Annotated in this window: 26 protein-coding genes and 1 pseudogene; 13 read left to right on the top strand and 14 right to left on the bottom strand. The window is 60.1% G+C overall.

From position 1 onward, the window contains the following. Nucleotides 1–69: 69 nt before the first annotated feature. The 9 genes and pseudogenes from tilS to ybgC form a co-directional block, all read right to left on the bottom strand. Nucleotides 70–1,472, bottom strand: a pseudogene (tilS, locus tag ACR9ZQ_RS29695) (tRNA lysidine(34) synthetase TilS). A gap of 11 nt (nt 1,473–1,483) precedes the next feature. Continuing rightward, a complete protein-coding gene (gene ybgF / locus ACR9ZQ_RS29690) occupies nt 1,484–2,482 on the bottom strand; it encodes a tol-pal system protein YbgF (protein WP_481429247.1) in 999 nt (332 codons plus the stop codon). A gap of 158 nt (nt 2,483–2,640) precedes the next feature. After that, nucleotides 2,641–3,168 (bottom strand): peptidoglycan-associated lipoprotein Pal, encoded by a 528-nt coding sequence (gene pal, locus ACR9ZQ_RS29685; RefSeq protein ID WP_113323793.1) that lies wholly within the window; start codon nt 3,166–3,168, stop codon nt 2,641–2,643. 158 nt (nt 3,169–3,326) lie between these two features. Next, nucleotides 3,327–4,637, bottom strand: coding sequence for a Tol-Pal system beta propeller repeat protein TolB (tolB, locus tag ACR9ZQ_RS29680; RefSeq protein WP_113323794.1), 1,311 nt, complete (start codon nt 4,635–4,637; stop codon nt 3,327–3,329). Nucleotides 4,638–4,657: 20 nt separating this feature from the next. Then, a complete protein-coding gene (locus tag ACR9ZQ_RS29675) occupies nt 4,658–5,071 on the bottom strand; it encodes a hypothetical protein (protein ID WP_481429246.1) in 414 nt (137 codons plus the stop codon). Further along, nucleotides 5,072–6,208 carry a cell envelope integrity TolA family protein gene (locus ACR9ZQ_RS29670; RefSeq protein ID WP_481429245.1) on the bottom strand — a complete coding sequence of 379 codons (1,137 nt, stop codon included), beginning with the start codon at nt 6,206–6,208 and terminating at the stop codon, nt 5,072–5,074. Nucleotides 6,209–6,216: 8 nt separating this feature from the next. Next, a complete protein-coding gene (gene tolR, locus ACR9ZQ_RS29665) occupies nt 6,217–6,672 on the bottom strand; it encodes a protein TolR (RefSeq protein WP_113323797.1) in 456 nt (151 codons plus the stop codon). A gap of 14 nt (nt 6,673–6,686) precedes the next feature. Next, nucleotides 6,687–7,406: a protein TolQ gene (gene tolQ / locus ACR9ZQ_RS29660; protein WP_113295393.1), complete on the bottom strand. Its 720-nt coding sequence runs from the start codon at nt 7,404–7,406 to the stop codon at nt 6,687–6,689. Between the two features lie 401 nt (nt 7,407–7,807). Next, nucleotides 7,808–8,257, bottom strand: a complete 450-nt coding sequence (ybgC, locus tag ACR9ZQ_RS29655) for a tol-pal system-associated acyl-CoA thioesterase (RefSeq protein WP_481429367.1) — start codon at nt 8,255–8,257, stop codon at nt 7,808–7,810. Between the two features lie 118 nt (nt 8,258–8,375). Between ybgC and ACR9ZQ_RS29650 the strand changes: the two genes are divergently transcribed. The 4 genes from ACR9ZQ_RS29650 (at nt 8,376) to ACR9ZQ_RS29635 (ending at nt 12,230) form a co-directional block, all read left to right on the top strand. Continuing rightward, the gene (locus ACR9ZQ_RS29650; RefSeq protein WP_113185984.1) at nt 8,376–9,596 is read left to right on the top strand and encodes an NAD-dependent epimerase/dehydratase family protein; all 1,221 of its coding nucleotides are present in this window, start codon (nt 8,376–8,378) and stop codon (nt 9,594–9,596) included. Nucleotides 9,597–9,663: 67 nt separating this feature from the next. Further along, complete coding sequence (locus ACR9ZQ_RS29645) at nt 9,664–10,488, top strand: glycosyltransferase (RefSeq protein WP_481429244.1); 825 nt, start codon at nt 9,664–9,666, stop codon at nt 10,486–10,488. Next, the gene (locus tag ACR9ZQ_RS29640; RefSeq protein ID WP_481429243.1) at nt 10,485–11,399 is read left to right on the top strand and encodes an NAD-dependent epimerase/dehydratase family protein; all 915 of its coding nucleotides are present in this window, start codon (nt 10,485–10,487) and stop codon (nt 11,397–11,399) included. The genes ACR9ZQ_RS29645 and ACR9ZQ_RS29640 overlap by 4 nt, the downstream gene beginning before the upstream one ends. A 39-nt stretch (nt 11,400–11,438) precedes the next feature. Further along, nucleotides 11,439–12,230 (top strand): hypothetical protein, encoded by a 792-nt coding sequence (locus ACR9ZQ_RS29635; protein WP_481429242.1) that lies wholly within the window; start codon nt 11,439–11,441, stop codon nt 12,228–12,230. On the opposite strand, the gene ACR9ZQ_RS29630 is transcribed toward ACR9ZQ_RS29635, so the two are convergent. Further along, nucleotides 12,227–13,294 carry an FUSC family protein gene (locus tag ACR9ZQ_RS29630; protein WP_481429241.1) on the bottom strand — a complete coding sequence of 356 codons (1,068 nt, stop codon included), beginning with the start codon at nt 13,292–13,294 and terminating at the stop codon, nt 12,227–12,229. The genes ACR9ZQ_RS29635 and ACR9ZQ_RS29630 overlap by 4 nt on opposite strands. A gap of 58 nt (nt 13,295–13,352) precedes the next feature. Here ACR9ZQ_RS29630 and ACR9ZQ_RS29625 point away from each other — a divergent pair, with 58 nt between their 5' ends. From ACR9ZQ_RS29625 to ACR9ZQ_RS29610, 4 genes are all read left to right on the top strand, one after another. Then, a complete protein-coding gene (locus ACR9ZQ_RS29625) occupies nt 13,353–13,814 on the top strand; it encodes a MarR family winged helix-turn-helix transcriptional regulator (protein ID WP_481429240.1) in 462 nt (153 codons plus the stop codon). A 66-nt stretch (nt 13,815–13,880) separates the two neighbouring features. After that, nucleotides 13,881–14,468 (top strand): 5-formyltetrahydrofolate cyclo-ligase, encoded by a 588-nt coding sequence (locus tag ACR9ZQ_RS29620; protein ID WP_481429239.1) that lies wholly within the window; start codon nt 13,881–13,883, stop codon nt 14,466–14,468. A 3-nt stretch (nt 14,469–14,471) separates the two neighbouring features. Continuing rightward, complete coding sequence (locus ACR9ZQ_RS29615) at nt 14,472–15,296, top strand: TIGR00282 family metallophosphoesterase (protein WP_481429238.1); 825 nt, start codon at nt 14,472–14,474, stop codon at nt 15,294–15,296. Nucleotides 15,297–15,392: 96 nt separating this feature from the next. Next, nucleotides 15,393–16,238 carry an MBL fold metallo-hydrolase gene (locus ACR9ZQ_RS29610; RefSeq protein WP_310383445.1) on the top strand — a complete coding sequence of 282 codons (846 nt, stop codon included), beginning with the start codon at nt 15,393–15,395 and terminating at the stop codon, nt 16,236–16,238. A 29-nt stretch (nt 16,239–16,267) separates the two neighbouring features. Here the strand turns inward: ACR9ZQ_RS29610 and ACR9ZQ_RS29605 are convergent, their stop codons facing one another. Further along, entirely contained in the window at nt 16,268–16,771 is a 504-nt protein-coding gene (locus ACR9ZQ_RS29605) for a pyridoxamine 5'-phosphate oxidase family protein (protein WP_113323807.1), read from the bottom strand. 173 nt (nt 16,772–16,944) lie between these two features. On the opposite strand from ACR9ZQ_RS29605, the gene ACR9ZQ_RS29600 reads away from it, so the two are divergent. Further along, nucleotides 16,945–17,691, top strand: a complete 747-nt coding sequence (locus ACR9ZQ_RS29600) for a YebC/PmpR family DNA-binding transcriptional regulator (protein WP_113323808.1) — start codon at nt 16,945–16,947, stop codon at nt 17,689–17,691. Between the two features lie 72 nt (nt 17,692–17,763). Here ACR9ZQ_RS29600 and ACR9ZQ_RS29595 read toward each other — a convergent pair whose 3' ends face one another. The 3 genes from ACR9ZQ_RS29595 to ACR9ZQ_RS29585 form a co-directional block, all read right to left on the bottom strand. After that, the gene (locus tag ACR9ZQ_RS29595) at nt 17,764–18,765 is read right to left on the bottom strand and encodes an LLM class flavin-dependent oxidoreductase (RefSeq protein ID WP_481429237.1); all 1,002 of its coding nucleotides are present in this window, start codon (nt 18,763–18,765) and stop codon (nt 17,764–17,766) included. A gap of 100 nt (nt 18,766–18,865) precedes the next feature. Further along, the gene (locus ACR9ZQ_RS29590) at nt 18,866–19,360 is read right to left on the bottom strand and encodes a GNAT family N-acetyltransferase (protein WP_310383451.1); all 495 of its coding nucleotides are present in this window, start codon (nt 19,358–19,360) and stop codon (nt 18,866–18,868) included. A 7-nt stretch (nt 19,361–19,367) separates the two neighbouring features. Further along, nucleotides 19,368–21,683, bottom strand: coding sequence for a methyl-accepting chemotaxis protein (locus ACR9ZQ_RS29585; RefSeq protein ID WP_481429236.1), 2,316 nt, complete (start codon nt 21,681–21,683; stop codon nt 19,368–19,370). A gap of 248 nt (nt 21,684–21,931) precedes the next feature. Here ACR9ZQ_RS29585 and ruvC point away from each other — a divergent pair, with 248 nt between their 5' ends. The 4 genes from ruvC (at nt 21,932) to ACR9ZQ_RS29565 (ending at nt 25,097) form a co-directional block, all read left to right on the top strand. Then, complete coding sequence (ruvC, locus tag ACR9ZQ_RS29580; protein ID WP_310383455.1) at nt 21,932–22,459, top strand: crossover junction endodeoxyribonuclease RuvC; 528 nt, start codon at nt 21,932–21,934, stop codon at nt 22,457–22,459. Between the two features lie 12 nt (nt 22,460–22,471). Continuing rightward, nucleotides 22,472–23,086, top strand: a complete 615-nt coding sequence (gene ruvA / locus ACR9ZQ_RS29575) for a Holliday junction branch migration protein RuvA (RefSeq protein ID WP_310383457.1) — start codon at nt 22,472–22,474, stop codon at nt 23,084–23,086. 70 nt (nt 23,087–23,156) lie between these two features. Next, on the top strand, nt 23,157–24,194 hold the full coding sequence (gene ruvB / locus ACR9ZQ_RS29570; RefSeq protein ID WP_183735182.1) for a Holliday junction branch migration DNA helicase RuvB: 1,038 nt from the start codon (nt 23,157–23,159) through the stop codon (nt 24,192–24,194). Next, a complete protein-coding gene (locus tag ACR9ZQ_RS29565; protein ID WP_310383464.1) occupies nt 24,195–25,097 on the top strand; it encodes a metallophosphoesterase in 903 nt (300 codons plus the stop codon). It abuts the gene before it with no gap. Nucleotides 25,098–25,101: the final 4 nt, after the last annotated feature.

The raw sequence follows: 25,101 nt of genomic DNA, 5'->3' as shown, positions 1-25,101 counted from the left end.
CATGGCGGCCGTCATATTTGGTCTCTAACATAGGGTTGCGCCAGGCCATTGCCAAGGCGATCCACTCTGTCAGATCGTTTTTCCGTCAATACTTCTTAAAGGCGGCTCCGCATAGGGCACCCTTGAGAAAACTGCCGAAAGCCTCTCGGCAAAGGTGAAATCAAATCGTGTCAAAAAGCGGTCGAAGGCTGCAAAATGGGGCGTCAAATCGACGGATCGGGCGAATTCCGGCAATAAAAGGCCTTGCCCTGCGGATATGGCCGGCCCAGAAGCCGCAGCCCGTTTCCACGCCGCCTTGGGAAGACCCTGGCTCCAATCCCCATTGTCCTGCCTGTCATCGGAATCCGGCGAGCCCAAGTCGGGCGCGGAAGACCCTCTACGCATCGTTGCCTCATTCACCGAGCCTGCGCGCGTCGTAATTTCTATGGTCTCTGACGACCTGTTTCTCGCTTCAAATCTTCCATCCCAAACACCGGCTTCTCCCGACCGAAGCACCAGAGGCAGGATTCCGCGGCTCTCACGTGCCAGATAAAGCCCGTCACGCCGCAAATCGAATACCACACGGCCGACAGTCATTCGCCCCGGCTTACCACCTGTGGCGAATGCAAGAAGCCGCTCCATCTGTTTCCTTCCCGGCACAAACGACTGCCCGCCAAAAACGGCCGTCAGACGGCCAAGCGCATAATCAAGAACTCTGCGATCCTGCTTCAACCCACCGGGCATCACCTGCCCGAGTAAACCGCCATGAAGCCTGAAATGGCGATGCACCCATCCGGCTCCGTCAGAAGAAAGAGCCAGCCGCTCTTCCCAAACACGACAGATATCCGTCTCGGCAGCGCCCTCAGCGGAAAGTTGCCGGCGCGTCCGCACACGCTCGTATTTCACATCTTCATTGCTGGGATCGTCGATCCACGCCACGCTGCGCGCGGTTAGAAAGCGACGGATATCTACCCGGGTGGAAAAAGGAGCGGCCGCAGGATCCAGAAATGCCGGTCGAACAGCACTGCATCCGCAATGCCGGTCGAAATCTGCTCCGTCCGCATTCCACGCATGTGCAGCGTTTCGCGCTGATCGTCCAGCGTATGTCCTGTCACGATGAGATCAGCATCGAAGGCTTCCGCCGCCTCGGCAAGAAGACCGTAACGCGCCTCGCGGGCAGCCGCCATCATACCGGTTTTCGGCTTTTCCCCCTGCCAGACCATCGTCCGGTGCGGAATGCCTATTGATGCGCAGAGAGTTGCGACCCGGCAGGCCTCATCCGCGGATTCGCGGCGCAGCGCATGGTCGACTGTCGCAGCACAAAGGGAAATGGAAAGATTGGGTGCGGCCTTCAGCGCTTCATGGAGCAAGAGGAGCAGGCCACTGGAATCGCTTCCGCCTGAGATCGCGACAAGAATGCGCGCGGGTGTCTTCAGCGAAGCAAGGAAACGGTCGATTGCCGCCTCGGGAGAAATCGGATCTTCCGGAAACAAACCGGAAGACCCTAGCAGGCGAGACGCTTCTGTTCGCTCGCAACCTTGTTTATGACGGCGCGGGAGGCTTTCGGATACCGCTTGCTGACTTCGCGCAGGGTCGCGCAGGCAGTATCGGTATTGTCGAGTGCGGCAAGCGACATGCCGAGCTTCAGCAGCATCTCAGGCGCCTTTTCGGATGTGCCGTATTTTTGATGGGCATTCAGAAAAGTCTTGGCCAATTCGTTGAACTTGCCCTGCGAATAAAGTGCTTCGCCGAGCCAGAAATTGGCATCCGGAGCGCGCGAGCTGTTCGGATAACGGGAGATGTACTGCGTGAATTCCTGCTCCGCCGTAGCGTAGTCGCCGGAAAGCACGTGGCCATAGGCCGCCTTGTACTGGTCGGACTCGCTGCCGAGCGAAGCGGTCTGCTGCGGCGCGGCCGCATCCGGCAGCGGTGCGGAACCGACCGTCGCATTCTGGTTCATGGAATTGCCGACAGGATTGCCGTTCTGGTCGAAATCCATGGAGCCCAGCTCGCGCGGCGGCTGGCCGAGGCCTTCATTGGCCGGCACGCCGGTGGAGGGAGCCGTTTCGGCTCCCCGCGGGGCTTGAATGACCTTCGCGATATCATCGCCACCGCCTGATGCCGGTGGAGCGACGTCGGCTTCACTCTTCTTCACCGGCGTCTTGGCAGCACCGCCGGCTCCTGCGCCGCCTCCGGTTTTTTCGAGCTGCTGGAAGCGGAATTCATTGTCTTCCTGCTGCTTGCGGATTGTCTCCTGCATCTGGAGAAGCTGATAGCTCATCTCCTCGATACGGCCGTTCAATTGCCGCATCTGCTCTTCCATCTGCTGGATGCGGATTTCCGCGTCGCTGCCCTGCACCTTGACAACAGGCGCTGCCGGCTGGCTTTGTTGCGCGGATTGGCCGCCGATGTGCAAGCCGAAGAACGAAGCGGAATATGCCGCTCGCTCGCTCCCGGTCACGGCCGCAAGGCACAGCATGCCTGCCACGACTAGTTTCTTCATTTGTATCGTCCTGTCCCAGTGATTCTTCGCGCCCCGATGGCACGACAGGAGATTTTTCCAATTGCTCTCAAAAAGCAACGGAGTCTGGCCAAAGTGTGGTCAAAAAGAAAGGCGGCCCGCAAGGAGCCGCCTCGTCAAATTCCGGCTTTTGCCGTGAATTACATGCCTGCGCCGCCGAGAACGGTGACGGCACGGCGGTTCTGCGACCAGCAGGAAATGTCGTCGCAGACGGCGACCGGACGTTCCTTGCCGTAGGAGATCGTCTTCATGCGCTGGGCCGGAACGCCGCGCGAAGCGAGATAATCCTTGGCGGCTGCAGCGCGGCGAGCGCCAAGAGCGAGGTTATATTCGCGCGTGCCGCGCTCGTCGGCATGGCCTTCGACCGTGATCTGGTAGTTCGGGTAGCGACCGAGCCACTGAGCCTGACGGTCGAGCGTCTGGGCAGCATCGGCGCGGATCGAAGTGGAGTCGGTATCAAAGAAGATGCGGTCGCCGACATTGACCGTGAAGTCCTGGGTGGAGCCAGGTGTTGCCGCACCTGCACCGAGGCCGAGCTCGCCGGCACTGTTCGGCACGTTCTTCTTGGCGCAGCTTGCGAGAGCAAGGCCGGCGACAAGCGCGATCATGACGGGGTTACGGGCGAAATTCTGCATGCGGCTCATTGCCGGGGTGTGAATTCGGCTCATGGCCGGGTCTCCTTGCGACTTCAATCAGGGTTTCCGGACAGTAACCGCACTCGGTTAACCGGCCATCAAAGATTATGGTTAACGATTCGTTGATTTGTCCCTGCATCGCCCATTTTCAGGACTTTGCGGCGACATGAAGGCGATATTCTCCCCCTCCACTACTCCAGAAGCGGCGACCAGGCCGGGTCCGAGCCGTAGGCCGGCGTCTTGATGGCCTGTTCATTGTAGCCAGTCAGGTCGATCGAATAGAGTTGCGGACCGCCCGCACCTGCCGCCTGGCGGAAGAACATGATGACGCGGCCATTCGGCGCCCAGGTCGGGCCTTCATTGTGGAAACCGGTCGTCAAAATGCGTTCACCCGAACCATCCGGCTTCATGACGCCGATCGAGAATTTGCCGCCCGACTGCTTGGTGAAAGCGATCAGATCGCCACGCGGCGACCAGACCGGCGTGGAGTAACGGCCATCGCCGAAGGAAATACGGGTCTGGCCCGAACCGTCGGCATTCATGACATAGATCTGCGACTGTCCGCCGCGGTCACTTTCGAAGGCGATGCGATTGCCGTCTGGCGAATAGGAAGGTGACGTATCGATCGCAGCCGTGGATGTCAGACGGGTCGTCGTGCGCGAACGCAGGTCCATCGTGTAGATGTTCGAGTTGCCTTCCTGCTGCAGGCTCATGATGACCTTCTGGCCATCAGGAGAAAAGCGCGGCGAGAAAGTCATGCCCGGGAAGTTGCCGACGACTTCGCGCTGTCCGGTTTCGAGCTGCAGCAGATAGACGCGCGGCTGCTGGTTGGCGAAGGACATGTAGGTGACTTCCTGCCGGTTCGGCGAGAAGCGCGGCGTCAACACGAGGTCGCTGCCGTCGGTCAGCATGCGCACGTTGAAGCCGTCCTGGTCCATAATCGCCAGCTGGCGCTTGCGCTGCTGCTTGGGGCCGGATTCGGAAACGAAGACGACACGGGTGTCGAAATAGCCCTCCTCGCCGGTGATCTGCTTGTAGATCGCGTCAGCGATGATATGGGCGACGCGCCGCCAATTCTCAGGCTGCGTGTAGAACTGCTGGCCGGTCATCTGCTGGCCGGCGAAAGTATCCCAGAGACGGAATTCGGCGCGAAGGCGACCATCCGCTTCCTGGGTGACACGACCGGTGACCAGCGCTTGCGCATTGATGACTTTCCAATCTTCGAAGCGCGGCGAGGCATCGGGGTTAGAGATCTTTTCGATGAAGGCCGTCTTATTGACCGGCGCAAACAGACCGGAGCGCTGAAGATCCGCCGCGATGACCTGAGAAACCTGCGCACCCATGTTGCCCTGCAGGAAGTCCGTCACCGCAATGGGCAGCGGCTGAACGTTACCCTTGTTGATGTTGATCTCAACAAGGGCGTTGGCTGGCGTCGCAAAGGCGGCCGCAGTCATCAGACCGGCAGCGACCATGATGGCGCGGAAGAAGGAACACTTTGTCATACCAAACAGCCTTTCAGCATCTATGGAGTCGGATCGCCGGGTTCGAAGCGCAGGACGACTTCTTTCCAGGATTCGTATTTTTCTTTCGGAAGCATGGTGAATGGCGATGCGCGTAGCACCGCGCGAAGAGCCGCGGCCGACAGACCTTTTCGCTGAGCGTCGCTGCCGCCCTTGGCTGTCACCTCAGGCGAACCAACGACCGCGCCAGCCTTGTCGAGTCTTACGTGGACTGTGATGAGGCCTTTGGCACCGTCCAGCAAGTCCGGAGGAACATTGAAATAGGTCGTTACCAATTGGCGCATTTCTGCTGCCGGACTATCGGAGGTGGCTCTGATGGATGACTGTGCCGCAGCGTCGCAGGCGCAACCCAAAATCGCGCCGAGCGCGATGGCGGCTGCAAGGTTCTTGTTGCCGTGGGACAGGTCCGTCAGCATCTAGATTCCCAGATCGCTCGGATCAAAATTGACGACGACTTCGTTCCAGGCGTCGTATTTGTCTTTTGGCAGGCTTGAGAATGGTGCTGACTTCATGATGGCGCGATATGCACCGCCGGCGAGCGCGCGGCGGGTCGAGTCATTATCACCGCCTGTCGCCTCGACTTCCGGCTCGCCAATAATGTTACCGTCCTGATCAAGCTTCATGTGAACCTTGATGCGCACATCCGCCATGCCTTCCATGCCGGGAATGACTGACCAGTTGCCGGCGATTGCGCTCTTCAGAGCATCCATTTCGCTGAGCGACAGTTTCGACGCGCCGTTCGTGGCCTTCTTCGCACCAAGAGACGCTTCCTGCGTTGAGCGCTTGGCGCCACCGGCAGACGGATCAGTCTTATTGAGCAGTGCCGAGATTTCATCCGCGTTGAAGTCGCTCTTCATCGACGAAGCGGATTTGGCCACTTCGCGCTTCTGATCGTCCTTCTTTTTGTCGGTGGGCTTTTCAGCGGCCTTCGGCTGGTCCTGAGGCTTCTCCGGTGGTTTCTCAGCAGGCTTCTGCTCCGGCGGTTTTACCTGCGGCTTGACGACAGGCGTCGGCACTTTGTCCGGCAAAGCTTCCGCATCCGGCTTAGGTGGTTCCTCAGGCTTGGCCTGTTCTTCCGGTGGCTTTTCCTCCGGCTTCGGCGGCGTCACATCCACAGGCTTAGTCTGCGGAATGGAAGCGACTTCTTTCGGCTGTTCGATGTCGGTTTCTTCCTTATTGACTTCCTTGACATCGTTCGGCGTCGGATCGATCTGCGGCAGCGGTTTTTCGCTCGACTTCGCGGCGGCGGCTTCGCTGTTGCTCGGCTTAGCATTCGGAACCGGCGTCGTCTTCAGGTCGACATTGTTGTCGCCGGCATTTTCGGCCGGCTGCGGGATCGGCGGCCGTGTCGTCGGTACAGGCGCAGACGTCTCCTTCTTCGGAGCCTTCTTGTCGCCCTGCTGCATCTGCGTGATGGATTCCACCGGCACGAGGTCGACCGGCATCGCCTCGAAATCCTCCACCTTGAAGGATTCCGGCGCGCCGAGCGACACCAGCGCCCAGGTAAGCACCAGCCCGTGCAGAACCGCAGATGTGACGACGCTGGTCTTCATCTTGAGCGTTACTGGTCCTTCTTCTGCTGCGTCACGAGGCCGATATTCTTGAAGCCTGCGCCCTGGATGCGGGCCATGACGTCAGCAATCACGCCATAAGGCGCCGTCGCATCACCGCGCACGAAGATGCGCTCGTTGTAGCCAGTAGTGGCGATCGCCTCCAGCTTTGCAGCAATTTCTTCGGCCGGGATCGGCGTTTCCTGCAGATAGACTTCGCCGCTGTTCTTGACCGAGATCGTGATCGGCTGCGTCTCAGAATTCAGTGCCTTGGCCTGCGTTTCCGGCAGATCGATCGGAACGCCGACCGTCATCATCGGGGCCGCCACCATGAAAATGATGAGAAGCACCAGCATGACGTCGACGAGCGGCGTCACGTTGATTTCGGAGATAACTCCCTTGTTGCGGCTACCACGGCGGCGGCGTCCGCCGCCCCCTCCGCTATTGCCGCCTACAGCCATACCCATGATCGTCTACTCCGTTACTGCGCAGCCTGGCGCGGCTGCAGCTTCTCGTCGATCTGGCGCGAAAGGATGGCGGAGAATTCATCCGCAAAGCCTTCCATGCGACCTGAGAGCTTGCCCGCGTCGGCGGAGAACTTGTTGTAGGCGATAACCGCCGGGATAGCGGCGACGAGGCCGATGGCGGTTGCGAGAAGCGCTTCCGCGATACCGGGTGCGACGACCGCGAGGTTGGTGGACTTCGAACCGGCGATTGCCTGAAACGAGGTCATGATACCGACAACCGTTCCGAAGAGACCGATGAACGGACCGGCCGAACCGATCGTCGCCAGTGATCCGAGACGGGCAGAGAGAAATTCGGATTCGCGGGCGAGCGTCACGTCCATGGCGCGGTCGATACGCATCTGCAGGCCGATCGGCGAACGCGCGCCGCGCTCGAAGGACTTCTTCCATTCGCGCATCGCCGCGACGAAGATCGCCGCGAGGCCTGTATTTGTACGCTCCGAAAGCGTCCGGTAGAGTTCTTCCAGCGACTGGCCAGACCAGAAGACCTGTTCGAACTTGTCGAACTGGCGACGGGCGCGGCCATAGGCCAGATATTTGTCAATGACGATAGCCCAGGTCCACACCGAAGCGGCGATAAGGCCGAGCATGACCAGCTTGACGACGATGCCGGCCTGCATGAAAAGCGACCAGAGGCTGACGTCGGTCGTGGCTGCTGCCAATCCTACTTGTTCCATAGATCCAAAATCCCCGAATCCAAACGCCCGGCGCTTGACCGGGCGGCACGAAGTGATCACGCAAGAATGTCTGGCGGCCGCCGCCCAAAGCCCTGGTCAAGCTTCCAAGCTCTTCTTCCGCCTTCTTGCCGTCAAATTTGGTCAAAGGAAGGCGTGCGTCGCACAAACTCCGACTCCGCAAGTAAGACACCATTATGGTTAATAGATCGTTAGTGCCAGACTATGACAGCGGGAATGTCGCGGGAGATTTTGTTCCTGGATAACTTGACCGGACATTGTCCGGTTGCTGAACACAGCGCTCATCTTGCAGCGCGGCAATTCCTTCACATAAAATTCAAGTTTTTACAAGCCCTCGATTCCGGCAGTTTGACGCAGGAAACGCAGGCATATCCCGGCTATTTTCAGCTTTCGGGAATGAGCATTTGCCTTGCCAGTGTCTCCGGCAACCGGCGCGGCCTGCCCTTGGCATTGATCACCGCGATGATCACCTTGGCTGATATCAGCAGCGTATCGTCGCGGCGGATTTCCTGGTTGAGCACCATCTTCGCGCCGCCGGCCTTTTCTGTGTGTGTGATCACGGTCAAAATGTCGTCCATGCGGGCCGGGCTTTTGAAGTCGATCTCCATGCGATGGACGACGAAGACGAGTCCTTCCTCGTCCGCATTCACGAGCTCTCGCTGCTCCACACCGAGACAGCGCAGGTAGTCGGTGCGGCCCCGTTCGAGGAAATGCAGATAGCGTGCGTGATAGACCAGACCGGAGAAATCCGTATCTTCATAATAGACCCGCTGGACGAGTCGATGCCCCACGTCGGTGAGCTCGCCGGAAATAGAAAAACCGTGTTCCGCCATAATTTTCTCCAAACTTTCCGGCCCTCTTTGACGCAACACTTCTCGACAGGCAAGCATTGAACAATTGTCATATTTCCTAATTATCCCGATGGAAAACAACCGATGAGGAGCCAGTGGCATGAAGATTGCGGTGATGGGTGGAGACGGTTTCATCGGTTGGCCAACCTCGCTGCATCTCTCCGATGCCGGGCATGACATCCACATCCTCGACAATCTCTCCCGCCGCTGGATCGACACCGAGCTCGGCGTCCAGTCGCTGACGCCGATGGACTCCATTCAGGAGCGCACCCGCATCTGGCATGCCGAGACCGGCCGCCGCATTCATTTCAATCTGATCGACCTCGCTCGGGACTACGAGCTCCTGAAGAAGTGGCTCGCGGAAAACCGGCCGGATGCGATCATCCATTTCGCCGAGCAGCGCGCTGCGCCCTATTCGATGAAGAGCGACCGGCACAAGAATTACACTGTTAACAACAATGTCAGCGCCACACATAATCTCTTGAATGCGTTGGTCGAGTTGCAGCTCGATGCGCATCTGGTCCACCTCGGCACCATGGGCGTCTATGGCTATTCGACAGTCGGCGCCGCCATCCCGGAAGGTTATCTGCCTGTCGGCATCGAGACGATGGATGGCGAAACTGCCTCCCAGGAGATTCTCTATCCATCCAATCCCGGCTCAATCTACCACATGACCAAGTGCCTGGATCAGCTGCTCTTCCAGTTCTATGCCAAGAATGACAGCCTCAGGATCACTGATCTGCATCAAGGCATCGTGTGGGGCACGCATACGGAACAGACGCGCCGCCATCCGCAGCTCATCAACCGCTTCGATTATGATGGCGACTACGGCACGGTACTGAACCGGTTCCTCATTCAGGCCGCCATCGGCTATCCGCTGACCGTCCACGGCACCGGCGGCCAGACGCGTGCCTTTATCCATATCCAGGATTCCGTCCGCTGCATCGAACTGGCACTCAAGAATCCCCCCGCCCGCGGCTCACGCGTCGAGATCTTCAACCAGATGACGGAGACCCATCGCGTGCGCGATCTCGCCGAGATGATCGCCAAGATGGCTGGTTCCGAAGTCGTCTGGCTACCCAATCCGCGCAAGGAAGCTGCCGAAAACGATCTGGTCGTCAGGAACGACAAGTTCCTCAGCCTCGGCCTCGATCCGATTACCCTGAAGGCAGGCCTGCTCGACGAAATCGTCGAAGTCGCCAAGAAATTCGCTTACCGTGTCGACCGCTCCCGCGTCCCGGCCGTCTCCGCCTGGACGAAGGATATCGCCGCGACAATTAATCACGACCCGGAAGGCAAGCGGCTGAAGTCCGTATCATGAGTGGTGCTTTCTTCTCGAAGCAACGGCCTTGCCGGAGCGAGGCCGTTCAGGAAAGTACCCCGCATCCATGACCCCTGCCCCGCACTTCGCCTACGTCACTCTCGTCACCAACGCCGATTACGCCATGGGCGCGACGGCACTGGCAAACTCGCTGCGTCGCACCGGCACGGACGCCTCCATCGTCATTCTTCATACCGGCGGAGTCGACGCGGCCACCCTCGCCCCGCTGGACGCTCTCGGCTGCCGGCTGATCGAAGTCGAGCATCTGCCGTTGTCGGATGCTTTCAACGAGCGGCATGCGCGCGGCAATCTCCACTCCGCAGCACCTTTCACCAAAGGCCGCAAGCCGACCTTTCATTCGCCGCTCGACAATTTCTGCAAGCTCCACCTCTGGCAGCTTGTCGAATATGAGCGCTGCGTTTTCATCGATGCCGATGCGATCGTCTTGAAGAATGTCGACAAGCTCTTCGCCTACCCGGAATTCTCCGCGGCGCCGAATGTCTATGAAAGCCTTGCCGACTTCCACCGCATGAACTCCGGCGTCTTCGTTGCCCGCCCTTCGCAAGAGACCTTCCGGCAGATGCTTGCAGTTCTGGATCAGCCCGACATCTTCTGGCGGCGCACAGACCAGACCTTCCTCGAGACGTTCTTCCCCGGTTGGCATGGTCTGCCGGTCTATTTCAACATGCTGCAATATGTCTGGTTCACGATGCCGGCCCTGTGGGATTGGAAGAGCATTTCTATCCTGCACTATCAGTATGAAAAACCTTGGGAAAAAGATCATCCTAAGGCAAAGAGGCTACAACCTTTGATCGATTTGTGGCATTGTTTCCATATTGGCGGCCACGTGCCGGAGATTGCATCTCTGGTCAATCCGGATGAGGCGGCATGAAAGTACTGGTATCAGGCGGAACGGGCCTCGTCGGACGTTATATCGTCGAAGAGCTGCTTTCTGCTGGATATCAGGTCATTATCGGCGGACGGCGTGCGCCACTTCCCCGGTTCTTCTCTCGTCCCGTCGATTTCGCCCCGCTTTCGCTCGATCCGGACGAGGACGATATCGGCGCCTTCGATGATGCCTATTTTTTCGTACACGCCGCCTTCAGCCACATCGAAGGAAAATACCGCGGCGGCGAAGGCGATGATCCAAAGGCGTTTCACCGCCTGAATCTCGATGGCACAGTGAAACTCTTCGAGGAGGCAAAGCGCGCAGGCACCCGCCGTTGCATCTTCATGTCCAGTCGCGCCGTCTATGGCGAGCATGCACCGGGCACCGAGCTTTTCGAAACCATGTCCGCCACGCCGGAAACCCTCTACGGGCAGGTCAAGCTCGATGCGGAGCGGGCGCTCGCCCATCTTTCCGGCCCAGGCTTTGCAGGAGCAAGCCTGCGGGCAACAGGTGTTTACAGTGACGGTTCTCCAAACAAATGGGATCGACTGATCGATGACTATCTGAGCGGCCAGCCTGTTTCCTCACGCGCGGGAACCGAGGTGCATGGACGCGATCTCGGCCGTGTCGTGCGACTGATGCTAGAAACGGAAAGCGCCCGAATCTCCGGCGAAGTCTTCAACGTTTCGGATATCGCCGTCGATACGAGGGATATCCTTTCGCCGATCCGCCATCACGTCGACTGTCCCTTCTCGCTGCCCGAAGCAGCGGACAAGGCAGAGCTTTGCACCATGAACACGAGTAAGATCCGCGCGCTCGGCTGGAAGCCCGGTGGCATGCCCCTTTTCGAACAAACGATGCAGCAATTGGCTGGGAAACAAGGGGTTCCGCGCCCCAGTTCCACGCAAGTCTGATCTGGCAGAGTGCGCCCCAAATGTAATCGGGGGTATATTATGCAGCTCGCAACCGTTTCGGCGTCCACCCTTCTGCGCGGCACTCAGCCGGCACAATCCGGCGTTTCGTCCACGAGCAACGAGCCCGATACCGGCGTATTGAAGATCCAGCGGCAGTCGCTGGCGCTGGAACAGGTGCGTAATTCGCTGGCAAGCTCCGCCGACGATGCGAAGAGCCGCGCCCAGCGCAAGCTCGAAGAAGCCAAGCAGGAGCTTCAGGCGCTGAAGACGGCGGGCTTCCCGCCTGAAGTGATTGCGCGTCTCGCCGCCGAACTCGCACGTAAGGTTGGCGCCGCGGCCTCCGAATTTGCCTCGGCCGTTGCAACCGGCGGCTCTTCCGATGCAAGTGCTGCGACCAGCACAGCAGCCATATCAGCTTCCACCGCTGCGACGACCGATGCCACCACCAATGCAACGGCCGACGTTGTCGCAAGCGATGCAGCAGCTTCCACCGAGGCAGCGCAGGGTGCCGAAACGACAACGGAAGCAGTGGAAGACGGCACGGACACGGCGGAAACAGACGGTGCGGCTCATGCCCGCAAGGCCTATCAGGAAATCGTCGAAGACGGTCCGAAGTCGTCGGCAATTTCCGCCGATGACCGCAAGACGATGCAAGAGTTCAAGTCCGTCGTCCGCGAGCTGAAGCAAATCCTCGAAAAGGCCATGCGCGATCTGCGCGAGAAGAACCGCGACGCCGCCGCCGAAGGTGCAATCGGAACAGCACAATCAGCCGTGACCGGCCTGTCGGCTGCCGTGCCGACGGCGACCATTCCCTCGAGCATCGTCGTCTAAGCCTTAGGCGCTGCCGTCTGTGGCAGAAAATGGATCGTTGCCTGGTTGACGAGCAGCACGAGGCAGGCGGCAAAGACAGTCGCAAATAGCCTATCCAACAGCGCGGAAGCCGGCAGGGCATGATCGGCGGTTCCCATGGCCATCATCATCAGCGGCGTCATCACGATCGAATAGGCGAGATAATTCCTGGCCCGCAGGAAGGGCCTGCTACCGCCGAGCACGGCGACAACAAGCACATCGGCCCAGGCTGGCAAGGTAAGAAACGACAGCAATCCCGCACAACAGACACCGAAGAGAACGCCGATCACTCTTTGCGTCGTCTTGAGTGGCAAACGTTCCGGCCGCCGCTCGATCAGCAGCACCAGCGCCAGCGCCGCCCAGTGAACATCGTGATCGGGAAAGAACAGGTGGATGAGCGAGACGGCGCCCAGGCAGGAAACCAACCGGACGGGATATTGCCAGCCTGCTGGCTCCGTCAGAGAACGCCGCAGCCTGTTGAATTTCTGTCTGGCGGTCGGCTTGCGTTCATTCTCGACCGGCTCTGCCGCGCGACGGCGGATATGCGCGACGACCCCAGCCATCATCATGTGGAGAACGACAGCGAAAAACGCGCCGCCGATGACAATGGCAAAGATGAGCAGCGGATCTGCCGTGGTGGTAGAGACGATGCCGCCGACCATGACGAGATAGAAGACGAAGCGCATAGAGGCGGCGACCATAGCGCGATCGAAACCACCGACGATACCGGCAATGCCGGCAATCACCAACAGGCCCATCTGCCAAGCACAGCCAAGCCGTCCGAGCGCGCAGGCAAGCCCCGTCGCAAACACTAGGACCAGCAATGCGGCCCCTGCGCTCGCAGCTTGCGTCCTCAGTCTGCCATGCGCTACCGTCCCGCTCATCGCCATGCCGCCGATCAGGCCAAGCCCCGTATGATGGCCCCTCGCCGCAAGCAGCGCCGGAACGGCCATGGCAAGCGCCGATACGGCGATTTCGATCGCCGTCACTTCCTTTTCAGTCGACCAGCGAAAGGCTCCGGCTACGTGATTGAGTGTCTTTTCCATCAATCGTTTCTCAGACCCGGAATTGGGCATCAAAGAAATAATACGCACTGCGTACGATATGTCTAGTAACAGCGACGCACCTGCGACACGCATCTTGCGTTCCGTCCTCCTGCTCGGCCGCCGCTTGCGGGCTGCGCGCCCCGAAGGTCCGCACAGCCTGTCGACCATTGCGATCCTCGCCACGCTTCATCGCTTGGGGCCGATGCCCGCCTGGCGGCTGGCCCTGGAAGAACATCTGCAGCCTCAATCGGTCACCCGTATCATCGCGGCCCTTGAGCGCGACGGGCTGATCAGCCGCATGCGTAGCGAGACCGACCGCCGCGAGATCGAACTGTCGATCACTCCTCACGGCCGCACGGTGTTGTCCGAGGACATAGGCGCTCGCCGCGCCTGGTTGGAAAAAACGATGGACGACCACCTGACGCCGGAAGAGCGCAGGACATTGATGGAAGCGTCGGAAATCATGCTGAAACTCGCCTATGCCCATATCGAGAACGAGGCGCAATCAGGCGAGGAATAGACCCTTTTCACCTGTTGCAATCAGCCACAAGCGGTTATGTTCGCCGGACAACGATATGGAATTGAGATGACGCCCAAGGAATTGAAGGCTCAATTGCGCGCTGAGCGTCTGGCACTCAGGGATGCGATCCCGACGGATCTGCGCGCAGCCAAAAGCCTCGACATGGCAGCCCATGCCGGCGATGCGATTGCTTTTACGCCCGGCACGATCATCTCCGGTTTTCTGCCGATCCGTTCGGAAGCCGATCTGCAGCCGCTGATGGCGCGGTGGCGCGGACGCGGCGCCCGCCTTTGCGTGCCCGCAATCGTCGACAAGCAGACCATCGTCTTCCGCGAACTCGTCCACGGCGCGGCACTGATCGGCACCGGCTTCGGCACGGTCGGCCCAAGCGAAGACGCTGCTATCCTCGACCCCGAAATCATGCTCGTGCCGCTGTCGGCTTTCGATTCCCGCGGCCACCGCATCGGCTACGGCGCCGGCCATTATGACCGTGCAATCGGCCGTCTCCGGCAAAAAGGCCTGTCGCCGAAGCTGATCGGCATTGCATTTGACTGCCAGGAAGTGGCAGAGGTACCGGCTGAGCCGCATGACATAAGCCTGGATGCCATCCTGACGGAAAGCGGCCTGCGCCATTTTACCTCACGGATTGGATAGGGAATGCGACTGCTATTTCTGGGTGACATGGTCGGCAAGACGGGACGCACGGCGGTCTGGGACCGCCTGCCCGGTCTGGTTTCCGACCTGAAGCTCGACTTCGTCATCGTCAATGGCGAAAACGCCGCCGGCGGCTTCGGCATCAACGAAGACATCTTTTTGGAAACGATCAATGCCGGCGCCGATGTGGTGACAACCGGCAATCACGTCTGGGACCAGAAGGATGCCGTCGCCTTCGCAGGCCGCCATGACCAGTTTCTGCGTCCGGCAAATTACCCGCAGGGAACGCCCGGCCGTGGCTCCGGTCTTTTCTATGCGCGCAACGGCGCGCGCGTGCTCGTCGCCAACATTATGGGCCGCGTCTTCATGCATCCCGAGCTCGACGACCCCTTCAAGGCGGCTGAGACGATCCTTGCCGCCTGCCCACTGAAGGAGCAGGCCGATGCCATCATCTTCGATTTCCATGCGGAAGCGACGAGCGAAAAGCAGTGCTTCGGCCATTTCGTCGATGGCCGCGCCAGCTTCGTCGTCGGCACCCACACGCACGTGCCGACCGCCGATGCGCAGATCCTGAATGGCGGCACCGCCTATATGTCGGATGCCGGCATGTGCGGCGATTACGATTCCTCGCTCGGCATGGACAAGGAAGAACCGCTGAACCGCTTCATCTCCAAGATGCCGAAGGGCCGTATGGAAGCGGCCACCGGCCCCGCCACCATCTGCGGCGTCGGCGTGGAAATTTCGGACGCGACGGGTCTGGCCGAAAAGATCGCCCCGCTGCGCCTTGGCCCGCGGCTTGCCGAAACGATCCCGGAGTTCTGGCGCTAGGCCACTGCAACACGCAATTGTGAGCATGCGCCGGCTGGACCGCTGCGACCGCATGCCGCATCCTCGCGGGCGTCGTGAAAGCGCCGGAGGGGTGGCATGAAGCCGCATTGTCTTGTCCTCGCTATCGCATGCCTAGCGGTTTTCACCGCACCGCGCCTTGCCGCAGCCCAGGAAAACCGCAGACCTGTCAGCCAGTGCCAGGCTATCGCGCAGACTATCCCCAAGGCGACCTTCGCCAGCTTCTCCGTTACGGCGCCGATAATCCCGGCGGTGTCCGAGGACGAAGATGTTAAATTTACCTACCTTGGCCATTCTACCTTCGAGATCGACACACCCGGCGGCATTGTCATCGCCACCGATTATAACGGCTGGTACAAACCCGCGGTGACACCCGATGTCGTGACCATGAACAAGGCGCATCAGACGCATTACACGCTGACGCCGGACCCGGGCATCAAGCATGTTCTGCACGGCTGGAGCGATATTCCCGGCGACAAGGCGAAGATCAATCTTGTCGTCGGCGATGCCTATATCCGCAATGTGACGACGGATATCCGCTTCAGCTACGGGCTCGGCGGATCGCAGCAGGACGGAAATTCCATTTTCATCTTCGAGATCGCCGGCCTCTGCATCGGCCATCTCGGCCACCTGCATTATGAGCTGACCGACACACATTACACTGAAATCGGCAGGCTGGATGTGGTCATGGTGCCGGTCGATGGCGGCCTGACCATGGGTGCAGACAGTATGAGCCGCGTCATCAAGCGGCTGCGCTCGTCGCTGATCTTGCCGATGCATCGCCGCGGCCCGCCGGTCAACGCCTTCATCTCGATGTTCGGCAATGGTTTCGACATCAACTACGCGCCCGACAACAGCATCACCGTTTCGCTGCGCACGCTGCCGAAAAAGCCTCTGATCTATGTGATGAAGGACGTGCAGTAAAAGGCCCGGACCATGCCGGGCCTGTTTGCTCACGCAAATTGCAGATGCCGTTTGATGCCGACGTCAGGCATCTTCTCCTCATCGAAATTGGCCTTAGCAATTTCCCAGCCGAATTTCAGCTTGCTGCCGGTCGAGACCCAGATGTCGGCGTCATCGACATGCATGGAGAGCATCGTCAGCTTTGGATCCTTCTTGCCACCTTCGTACCAGGCGGCAACGACCGAGTTCCAAAACTCCTCGATTTTCGAGGGATCAGGGTGCACCTCGATAACCCCGGACAGGCAGGCATGATAATCATGGTTCTTGCCGATGACGCAGAAATGCGCGCGGCTGCCTGGTTTGATCATCTGCACGAGTTCGGCATCCGTCTTGGTATAGAACCAGATCGTATTGGTGGTCGGATCGACGTTGGGTGCCATCGGCTGCATGTGCATATCGATGCCTGAAAGACCAAGCATGCCGGCATTGATATCGTTGATCTGATCCCAGAGCTGACGTGCCGGTTGTTCCCGGGCTTCAGTGAAGCTTGCCATTGCCGTTCCTTTCCTGCTGGTGTTGTCGGTTGAAAACGTCATCTCCTCGGCTTTGTTCCGCCCACCACCACGCCGCCAGGGAAGGATCGAAAAGCTGCTTTTTCCTTGAATATCGCCCTTTCCGATCTTATAAGGCGGCCCATTCCGAACAATGAGACGTGAACAGGGGTGCCATGGCTGGCCATTCACAGTTTAAAAACATCATGCACCGTAAGGGCCGTCAGGATTCCGTGCGCTCGAAAATGTTCTCCAAGCTCGCGCGCGAAATCACCGTTGCCGCCAAGGCCGGCCTGCCCGACCCGACGATGAACGCCCGCCTGCGCCTGGCGATCCAGAACGCCAAGGCCCAGTCCATGCCAAAGGACAATATCGACCGCGCCATCAAGAAGGCTTCCGGCGCCGATACGGAGAACTATGACGAGGTCCGCTACGAAGGCTACGGCCCAGGCGGCACGGCGATCATCGTCGAGGCCCTGACCGACAACCGCAACCGCACCGCCTCCAACGTCCGCTCGATCTTCACCAAGGCCGGCGGTGCACTCGGCGAAACCGGCTCGGTTTCCTTCTCCTTCGACCACGTCGGCGAAATCACCTACAAGCTGTCCGCCGGCGATCCCGACAAGGTCATGGAAGCCGCGATCGAAGCCGGCGCCGATGATGTGGAGACCGACGAGGAAGGCCACTACATCACCACCGCCTTCGAAGCCCTCGGCGAAGTCGCCAAGGCGCTCGAAGCATCCCTCGGCGAAGCCGATACCGTGAAGGCAGTCTGGCGCGCCCAGAACAACGTACCGGTCGACGAAGAGAGGGCGCAGTCGCTGCTGAAAATGATCGACTCGCTTGAAGACGATGACGACGTCCAGAACGTCTATTCGAACTTCGAAGTCTCCGAAGAAGTTCTGGCCAAGCTCTCGGCTTAAAGCCATCCAGGATATTGAATCGACAAACCCGGCCATTCCGCCGGGTTTTTGTTTGCTGGGATGCTCTGGCGGCTAGGCCGCAGCCCGCATGAAGTTGCCAAGCCCAGCAAAGAGCTCCACCGATTTCAACCGCGCCTCGATATCATGGATCGGCATGGAGATGATGACCTCATCGGCCTGCGTCTCCCTGAGGAATTCATTGAGCTGGGCTTCGGCCGTGACCGGCGAACCGACGACGGCGTAGCGTAGCGTGTGCTCGACATTCATCTTTTCCATCGGTGACCAGAAGGCATCCATATCCCTGACCGGCCGTGGGAAAGGCCCGCGCACATTGCGCCGCAGATTGACGAACTGCTGTTGAGCCGAGGTGAAGTGATACTGCGCCTCCTCGTCCGTCTCAGAAACCGCACCCATGACGCCGACCATCACATAGGGCTTGTCGAGTTCCGACGAGGGCTGGAACCGGTCGCGATAGATCGCGATGGCATCAAGCAGCATGTCAGGCGCAAAATGCGAAGCAAAGGCGAAGGGGAGGCCGAGCATGGCCGCAAGCTGGGCGCTGTAGAGGCTGGAGCCGAGCAGCCAGATCGGGATGTGTGAATCGTTGCCGGGTACGGCGAGGATCGCCTGGTTTTCGATCGGCGTACCGAGAAGCTGCTGGAGTTCCACCACATCATTGGGGAAGCTATTTGCACCGGCGTCGAGGTTGCGCCTGAGCGCCTGCGCCGTGCGCATGTCCGTTCCCGGCGCGCGGCCGAGACCGAGATCGACGCGACCGGGAAACAAGGCTTCGAGCGTGCCGAACTGTTCGGCGATGACGAGCGGCGCATGGTTCGGCAGCATGACGCCACCCGAGCCGATGCGGATGGTCTTCGTCACCGCCCCGATCTGCCCAAGGATGACTGACGTCGCCGCACTCGCGACGCCGGGCATGCCGTGATGCTCTGCCATCCAGAAACGCGTATAGCCGAACTCCTCGGCCTTCTGTGCCATGCGCTTCGACGCTGCAAAGGATTGGCTGATGGTCGTGCCTTCGGCCACAGGGGATAGATCGAGAATGGAAAAGGGAACCATGGAAACCTGCCGCGCAAGAATGGGGGTGTGGTCTATGTAGGTTCGCCGTGGCGCTATTCCAAATCGCAGCGCAAACAAAAGCAGCCGCAATGAGTGGCTATCATTCGTCGAAAGCAGGTGCGAATTTCAGTGCGCCAGAAGGTGGCGGCCCCTTGAAGACGATCCGCTGCACATATCGCGTATCGAGGTCGCCATATGTCAGCTTTCCATCGCTCTCGAAGCCGACGCCGCGATAAACGGCGGGATTACCGATCAGCGCACAGCCCGTCGCGTCACGCTCTCTCAGCAGATCGAGCCCTTTTAGGATCAGCTCTCTGCCGATCCCCTGCCGCTGCCGCTCCGGCTTTACCGAAATCGGCCCGAGCCCATACCATCCATCCTCGATATCACCGATCGTGATCGGCGAGAAAGCGACATGGCCGATGATCTCCCCGCCCTCTTCCGCGACGAGAGATAGTATCAAATCACCAGACGCGCGAAGATCCCTGACAATCCGCGCTTCGGTATTGTTGCTGTAAGGCATCGGCTCGAACGCCACCCGCGTCAGCTCGTGAATGGCATCCGCATCCTCGGGTCTTTCGAACCGGATCAGCATGATGCGATCACGCCCGTTTGCGCAGCAGATGCATGTCGGCGCTCTGCTGCTGATACCCTTCAGCAAGGGTGAAATTGCCGAGCTGGCGGTCCATCTCCACAGCTTCGGTTGCCAGACGGTGGATTGCAGCCGTCGTCTCCTCGACCATCGCCGCATTCTGCTGCGTCATGGAATCGAGCTCGGCGACTGAGCTGTTGATCTGCCGCAGGGTGTCGGCCTCTTCACGGGTGGATTCCATGATCTCGTTGATCTGGCCGTTGATGGATTCAACATGACCACCGATGCCGGTCAGCGCAACGCCGGCCCTTTCAACGAGCGCCACGCCGCTTTCCACCTCATGCGTGGATTTCTGCAACAGGCTGGAGATTTCCTTGGCAGCGCTCGAAGACCGCTGCGCCAGTTCGCGTACCTCCATGGCCACGACCGCAAAGCCCTTGCCGCTTTCGCCGGCGCGTGCCGCCTCGACGCCGGCATTCAGTGCCAGCAGATTGGTCTGGAAGGCGATATCGTCGATGACCGAAATGATGGTGTTGATCTGCCGTGAAGACGCCTGGATCGCTTCCATCGCCGCGATCGTCTCGCGCATGATCTGGCTGGAGCCGATCGTCTCCTTCTTGGCATCGCGGGCGATGCGCGCGGCCTGCTCGGCGCGTTCGATCTGTACGCGCACCGACTGGGTGATGGCGCTGATCGCGTTGGCCGTCTCCGTGATCGAGCTTGCCTGGCGCTCGGTGCGGCCGGCCAGTTCATCGGCACCCGTCCGCATCTCCTCGGAACCGGCCCGGACGGCCATGGAGTTGCCGCCGATCGCCGTCATCGTTTCGTTGAGCGTCGCCAGGGCCTCGTTGAAGTTCACACGCAGGCTTTCGAGCTCGCTCGGGAAGCGGGTTTCGATCTGGTAGGCCAGATCACCACTCGCCAGATGGTGAAGCCCCTCGTCGAGTGCCGCGACGACATCCTGCAGGCTGCGGGCCTCCGCCTCGCGCTGAGCCAGATTCTGCTGGCGCTCGCTTTCAGTCCGCATGCGCGTTTGCTCGCTCGCAGCTTCGAGCTCGCGGCCTTCGATCAGCGACTGCTTGAAGCGAGCAAGCGCTTTCGCCATCGTGCCGATCTCATCCTTGCGGTTCTGGCTGCCGATCTCAACGTCGAGCTTGCCGTCTGCGACTTCGCGGGTCACGCCGGCAAGACGGGCAAGCGGCGAGAACAGGAAGTTGGTGATAAGGCCTGTGGCAATCGCCATGACAACGAGAACGCCAATGCCGATCGAGGTCAGCAATGTGGCGACCTCGATAGAGCCGGCATTCAATTCGCTGAGCAGCACGCTTTCAACGACGAGGAAACGGTCACCGCGATAATCGATACCGCGGACGTAGGCGCGTGCCGCACCGTCGGCGCGATCGAAATCTGAAACCGTCATCGCAGAACTCGCAAGCGCGTCCTTGATGAAGGTGAACGGTGCAGCATCGAGCGTCGCAAGCTGGCCGGATGCATTGAGACCAACGGCCGAACCATCAGCCGAAATGATGGCCGTCTTTGCCGTGCTGCCGGACACGATACCCTTTGCCAGAATGCTGGTGACGACATCGTCGCGCACCTTGAACAGCATCAGCCCCTTCGCCTGGCCGAGCTTGACGATCGGCACGGCATAAAAGATCGCCGACTTGCCGCTGCCGGCATCGACACGCAAGCCGGAGAAGGCCGTCGGCGCGGAATCGTCCGTCGCCTTGGTGGTGTTTTCGATTGCCTTGGCATAGGCGATGCCCGCGCCGGTCGATTTCCAGGCGTCCGACTTCAGGTTTTCGGCGAAGTCGTCATTCTTCTTGTAGGAATAGAGCACGGTGCCGTCGAGATCGACGATCAAGAGGTCGTTGAAGGCGGTATCGGCGAGGTCACGCGCCACTTCGCCCTGCGTCTTCTCATGGCTCGAATAATAGAAACCGCTCGGACCCTCCGGCTTTGCGAGCTTCTCGCGCTGGTCGGCCGTGTTCGGATTGTTCGTGATGAAGACCTTCTTCAGCTCACCGCGAGCATCACCGGAGCTCTTCTCCATCGTCTTCCAACCGCTCTTCAGGTTGGTGATCGACATCTGCAGCGCTTCGATGCGCGCAATCGAGGTTGCCTGGTTCTCAAGCTGCTCGAGTTGGTCCTGCAGCATGTCGCCGCGGAAGATCAGCACGCTCTCCTTGGCCTTCAGCGCCTGTTCGTCGGAAACGCGGCTGCTGGCGAAATAGGCGAGGATATTGATCACCGCGACCGAAAGCGTGGTCAGCAGGATGAAGGTGGCTATCACCTTGAAGGACAGGGACTGAAATCTCTGAGCCATGAAAACGAACCCTTCCGGAACGGCGACGCCGGCGAGTGGCATCCTGGAGACATCACCCACCGGTTGAACTGCAAACAGAGCATCGGAAGCCTTAAGCTTTGCGAAAGCCGGCTCCTCTCACATTTGATGGATTAGAATTCAGGCATTCGGTTTAATTCGCGGTAAATGCGGTCCCGCAAAAACAAGGCATGTTTTTGTTTTGTTCACATATCGATGGCACTTATTTCACCATCGCTATAGGGTGAACCATGCAAAACACGATTCGCATCATCGGTATCGATCCCGGCCTTCGCCGCACGGGATGGGGCATCATCGATACGCTCGGCAATTCGCTGCGCTTTGTTGCCTCGGGGACAGTCACTTCGGATGGGGACATGGACCTGGCCTCGCGCCTATGCCAGCTGCATGATGGGCTTGCCGATGTGGTCCATTCCTACAAGCCGGAAGAGGCGGCCGTCGAACAGACCTTCGTCAACAAGGACGCCGTCGCAACCCTGAAGCTCGGCCAGGCGCGCGGTATCGCCATGCTGGTGCCGGCCCGTGCCGGTTTGCCCGTATCGGAATATGCGCCGAACGCCGTGAAGAAGACCGTCATCGGTGTCGGTCACGGCGAAAAGCAGCAGATCCACATGATGCTGAAGATCCTGATGCCGAAGGCCGAGTTCAAGGGCAACGACGCCGCCGACGCACTGGCGATTGCCATCTGTCACGCCCATCACCGCGGCGCAAACCGCATGCGCCAGGCGATTGCCGGCGCTTCCGCAACCCATCCCTGACGGAACAAGATCATGATCGGCAAGCTGAAAGGCACCATAGACGAGATCGGCGATGACTATGTGCTCGTCGATGTGCATGGCGTCTGCTACGTCGCCTATTGCTCGGGGCGCACGCTCTCGAAGCTCGGCTCTGTCGGAGAAGCCTGCATCCTCTTTATCGAGACCTATGTGCGCGAGGACCAGCTCAAGCTGTTCGGTTTTCAGACGCAGCTCGAGCGCGAATGGTTCAACCTGCTGCAGAGCGTGCAGGGTGTCGGCGCGAAAGTGGCGCTTGCCGTGCTCTCGACGCTGACGCCGTCGGAACTTGCCAACGCGATCGCCTTGCAGGACAAAACCGCCGTTTCGCGCGCTCAGGGCGTCGGCCCCAAGGTTGCTGTCCGCATCGTCACCGAACTGAAGAACAAGGCGCCCGCCTTTGCCGGCGAGGCGATCAATATCGGCCTCAAGCAGGAGATCGGCGAAGGCGTGGCCGCAGCCCCCGTTGCCGACGCCGTTTCGGCCTTGACCAATCTCGGCTATTCGCGTGATCAGGCGGCCAATGCGGTTGCCGCCGCCATGAAGACGGCCGGCGAAGATGCGGATAGCGCCAAGCTGATCCGCCTCGGCCTGCGGGAACTCTCACGCTGATGGCCCCACAGGGTGTCAATGCAGGCCGCTTGGTGTATGGACTTGAGCAAGCTTCTAACGGAAATACCCAATGACTGATGCCCGCCTGATAACGCCGGAAAAGCGTGGCGAAGACTTCGACACCACGCTGCGCCCGCAGTCTCTGGACGAGTTCACCGGCCAGGCGGAGGCGCGCGCCAATCTCAAGATCTTCATCGAAGCGGCCAAAAACCGCGGTGAGGCGCTGGACCACGTTCTCTTCGTCGGCCCGCCCGGCCTTGGCAAAACGACATTGGCGCAGATCATGGCAAAAGAGCTCGGCGTCAATTTCCGCTCGACCTCCGGCCCCGTCATCGCAAAGGCCGGCGATCTGGCCGCTCTGCTGACCAATCTCGAAGAGCGCGACGTTCTCTTCATCGACGAAATCCATCGCCTCAACCCGGCGGTCGAGGAAATCCTCTATCCAGCCATGGAGGATTTCCAGCTTGACCTCATCATCGGCGAAGGCCCTGCCGCCCGCTCGGTGAAGATCGACCTGTCGAAATTCACGCTCGTTGCCGCCACCACCCGCCTCGGCCTGCTGACGACACCGCTGCGCGACCGTTTCGGTATACCGGTGCGTCTCTCCTTTTATACGGTGGAGGAACTGGAGCTGATTGTCCGCCGCGGCGCCCGCCTGATGGGCCTTGGCATGACCGATGACGGCGCCCGCGAAATCGCGCGGCGCGCCCGCGGCACCCCGCGCATTGCCGGCCGCCTGCTGCGCCGCGTGCGCGACTTCGCCGAAGTCGCAAGGGCCGAAGCTGTCACCCGCGAGATCGCCGACGAGGCTCTCACTCGCCTGCTGGTCGACAATATGGGCCTCGACCAGCTCGACAAGCGCTACCTCAACATGATCGCCGTCAATTTCGGCGGCGGCCCGGTCGGCATCGAAACCATCGCCGCCGGCCTCTCCGAGCCGCGCGACGCGATCGAAGACATTATCGAGCCCTATATGATCCAGCAGGGTTTTATCCAGCGCACGCCGCGCGGCCGCGTTCTGACCGCAATCGCATGGAAACATCTCGGCATGCAGCCGCCGAAGGATATGGAGGCTGCTCAGTTCGGGTTGTTCCGGGAGGACGATTGATTGATCAGCCGGCGCAGCTTTTTCAAACTCATGGGCGGCAGCTTTGCCGGCCTCACGGCACTCGGCGGATATGCCTTCGCCTATGAACCACTCGCCCGGCCTGCGATTTCCCGTTACGCGCTGACTCCGCCAGGGTGGACGCCCGGCCTCAAGCTGCGGCTTGTCGCACTTGCTGATCTTCACGCCTGCGAACCCTGGATGTCCACAGCCCGCATCGCTTCGATCTGCGCCCACGCCAACGAACTGGGAGGTGATATCACGCTCCTGCTTGGCGATTACGCGGCCGGCATGAACATGGTGACGCGCTATGTCCATTCCAGTGAATGGTCGAAGGCGCTGGCAACGCTCAAGGCCCCGCTCGGCGTCCATGCTATCATGGGCAACCATGATTGGTGGGAGGACAGGACCGCACAGAAGATTGGCGGAGGCGATACTTTCGGGCACAGAGCCTTGGCCGAAGCGGGCATCTCCGTTTACAGCAACCGTGCCACCCGGTTGGAAAAGGACGGGAATGGCTTTTGGCTGGCGGGTCTGGAGGACCAGCTGGCGCTCCTGCCGGGCAGGAAATGGGGCCGCAGCCGGATGCAAGGCCTCGACGATCTCGGCGGAACGCTTGCGCAGGTTTCCGACGACGCGCCCGTTATCCTCCTTGCCCACGAGCCCGATATATTTCCACGCGTGCCCGAACGAGTATCGCTGACACTGTCCGGCCATACGCATGGAGGACAGATCCGCCTTTTCGGCTATTCGCCAGTCGTGCCCTCGCGCTATGGCGACCGTTATGCCTATGGCCATATCGTCGAAAACGGCCGTAATATTATCGTCTCCGGCGGGCTCGGCTGCTCCATGGCGCCTATCCGCTTCGGCGTTCCGCCGGAAATTGTTGTCATCGATCTCGGATAACGTC

The organism is Rhizobium sp. KNZ14-9A, assembly GCF_056755015.1.
This window is presented reverse-complemented; position numbering and strand designations above follow the sequence as displayed.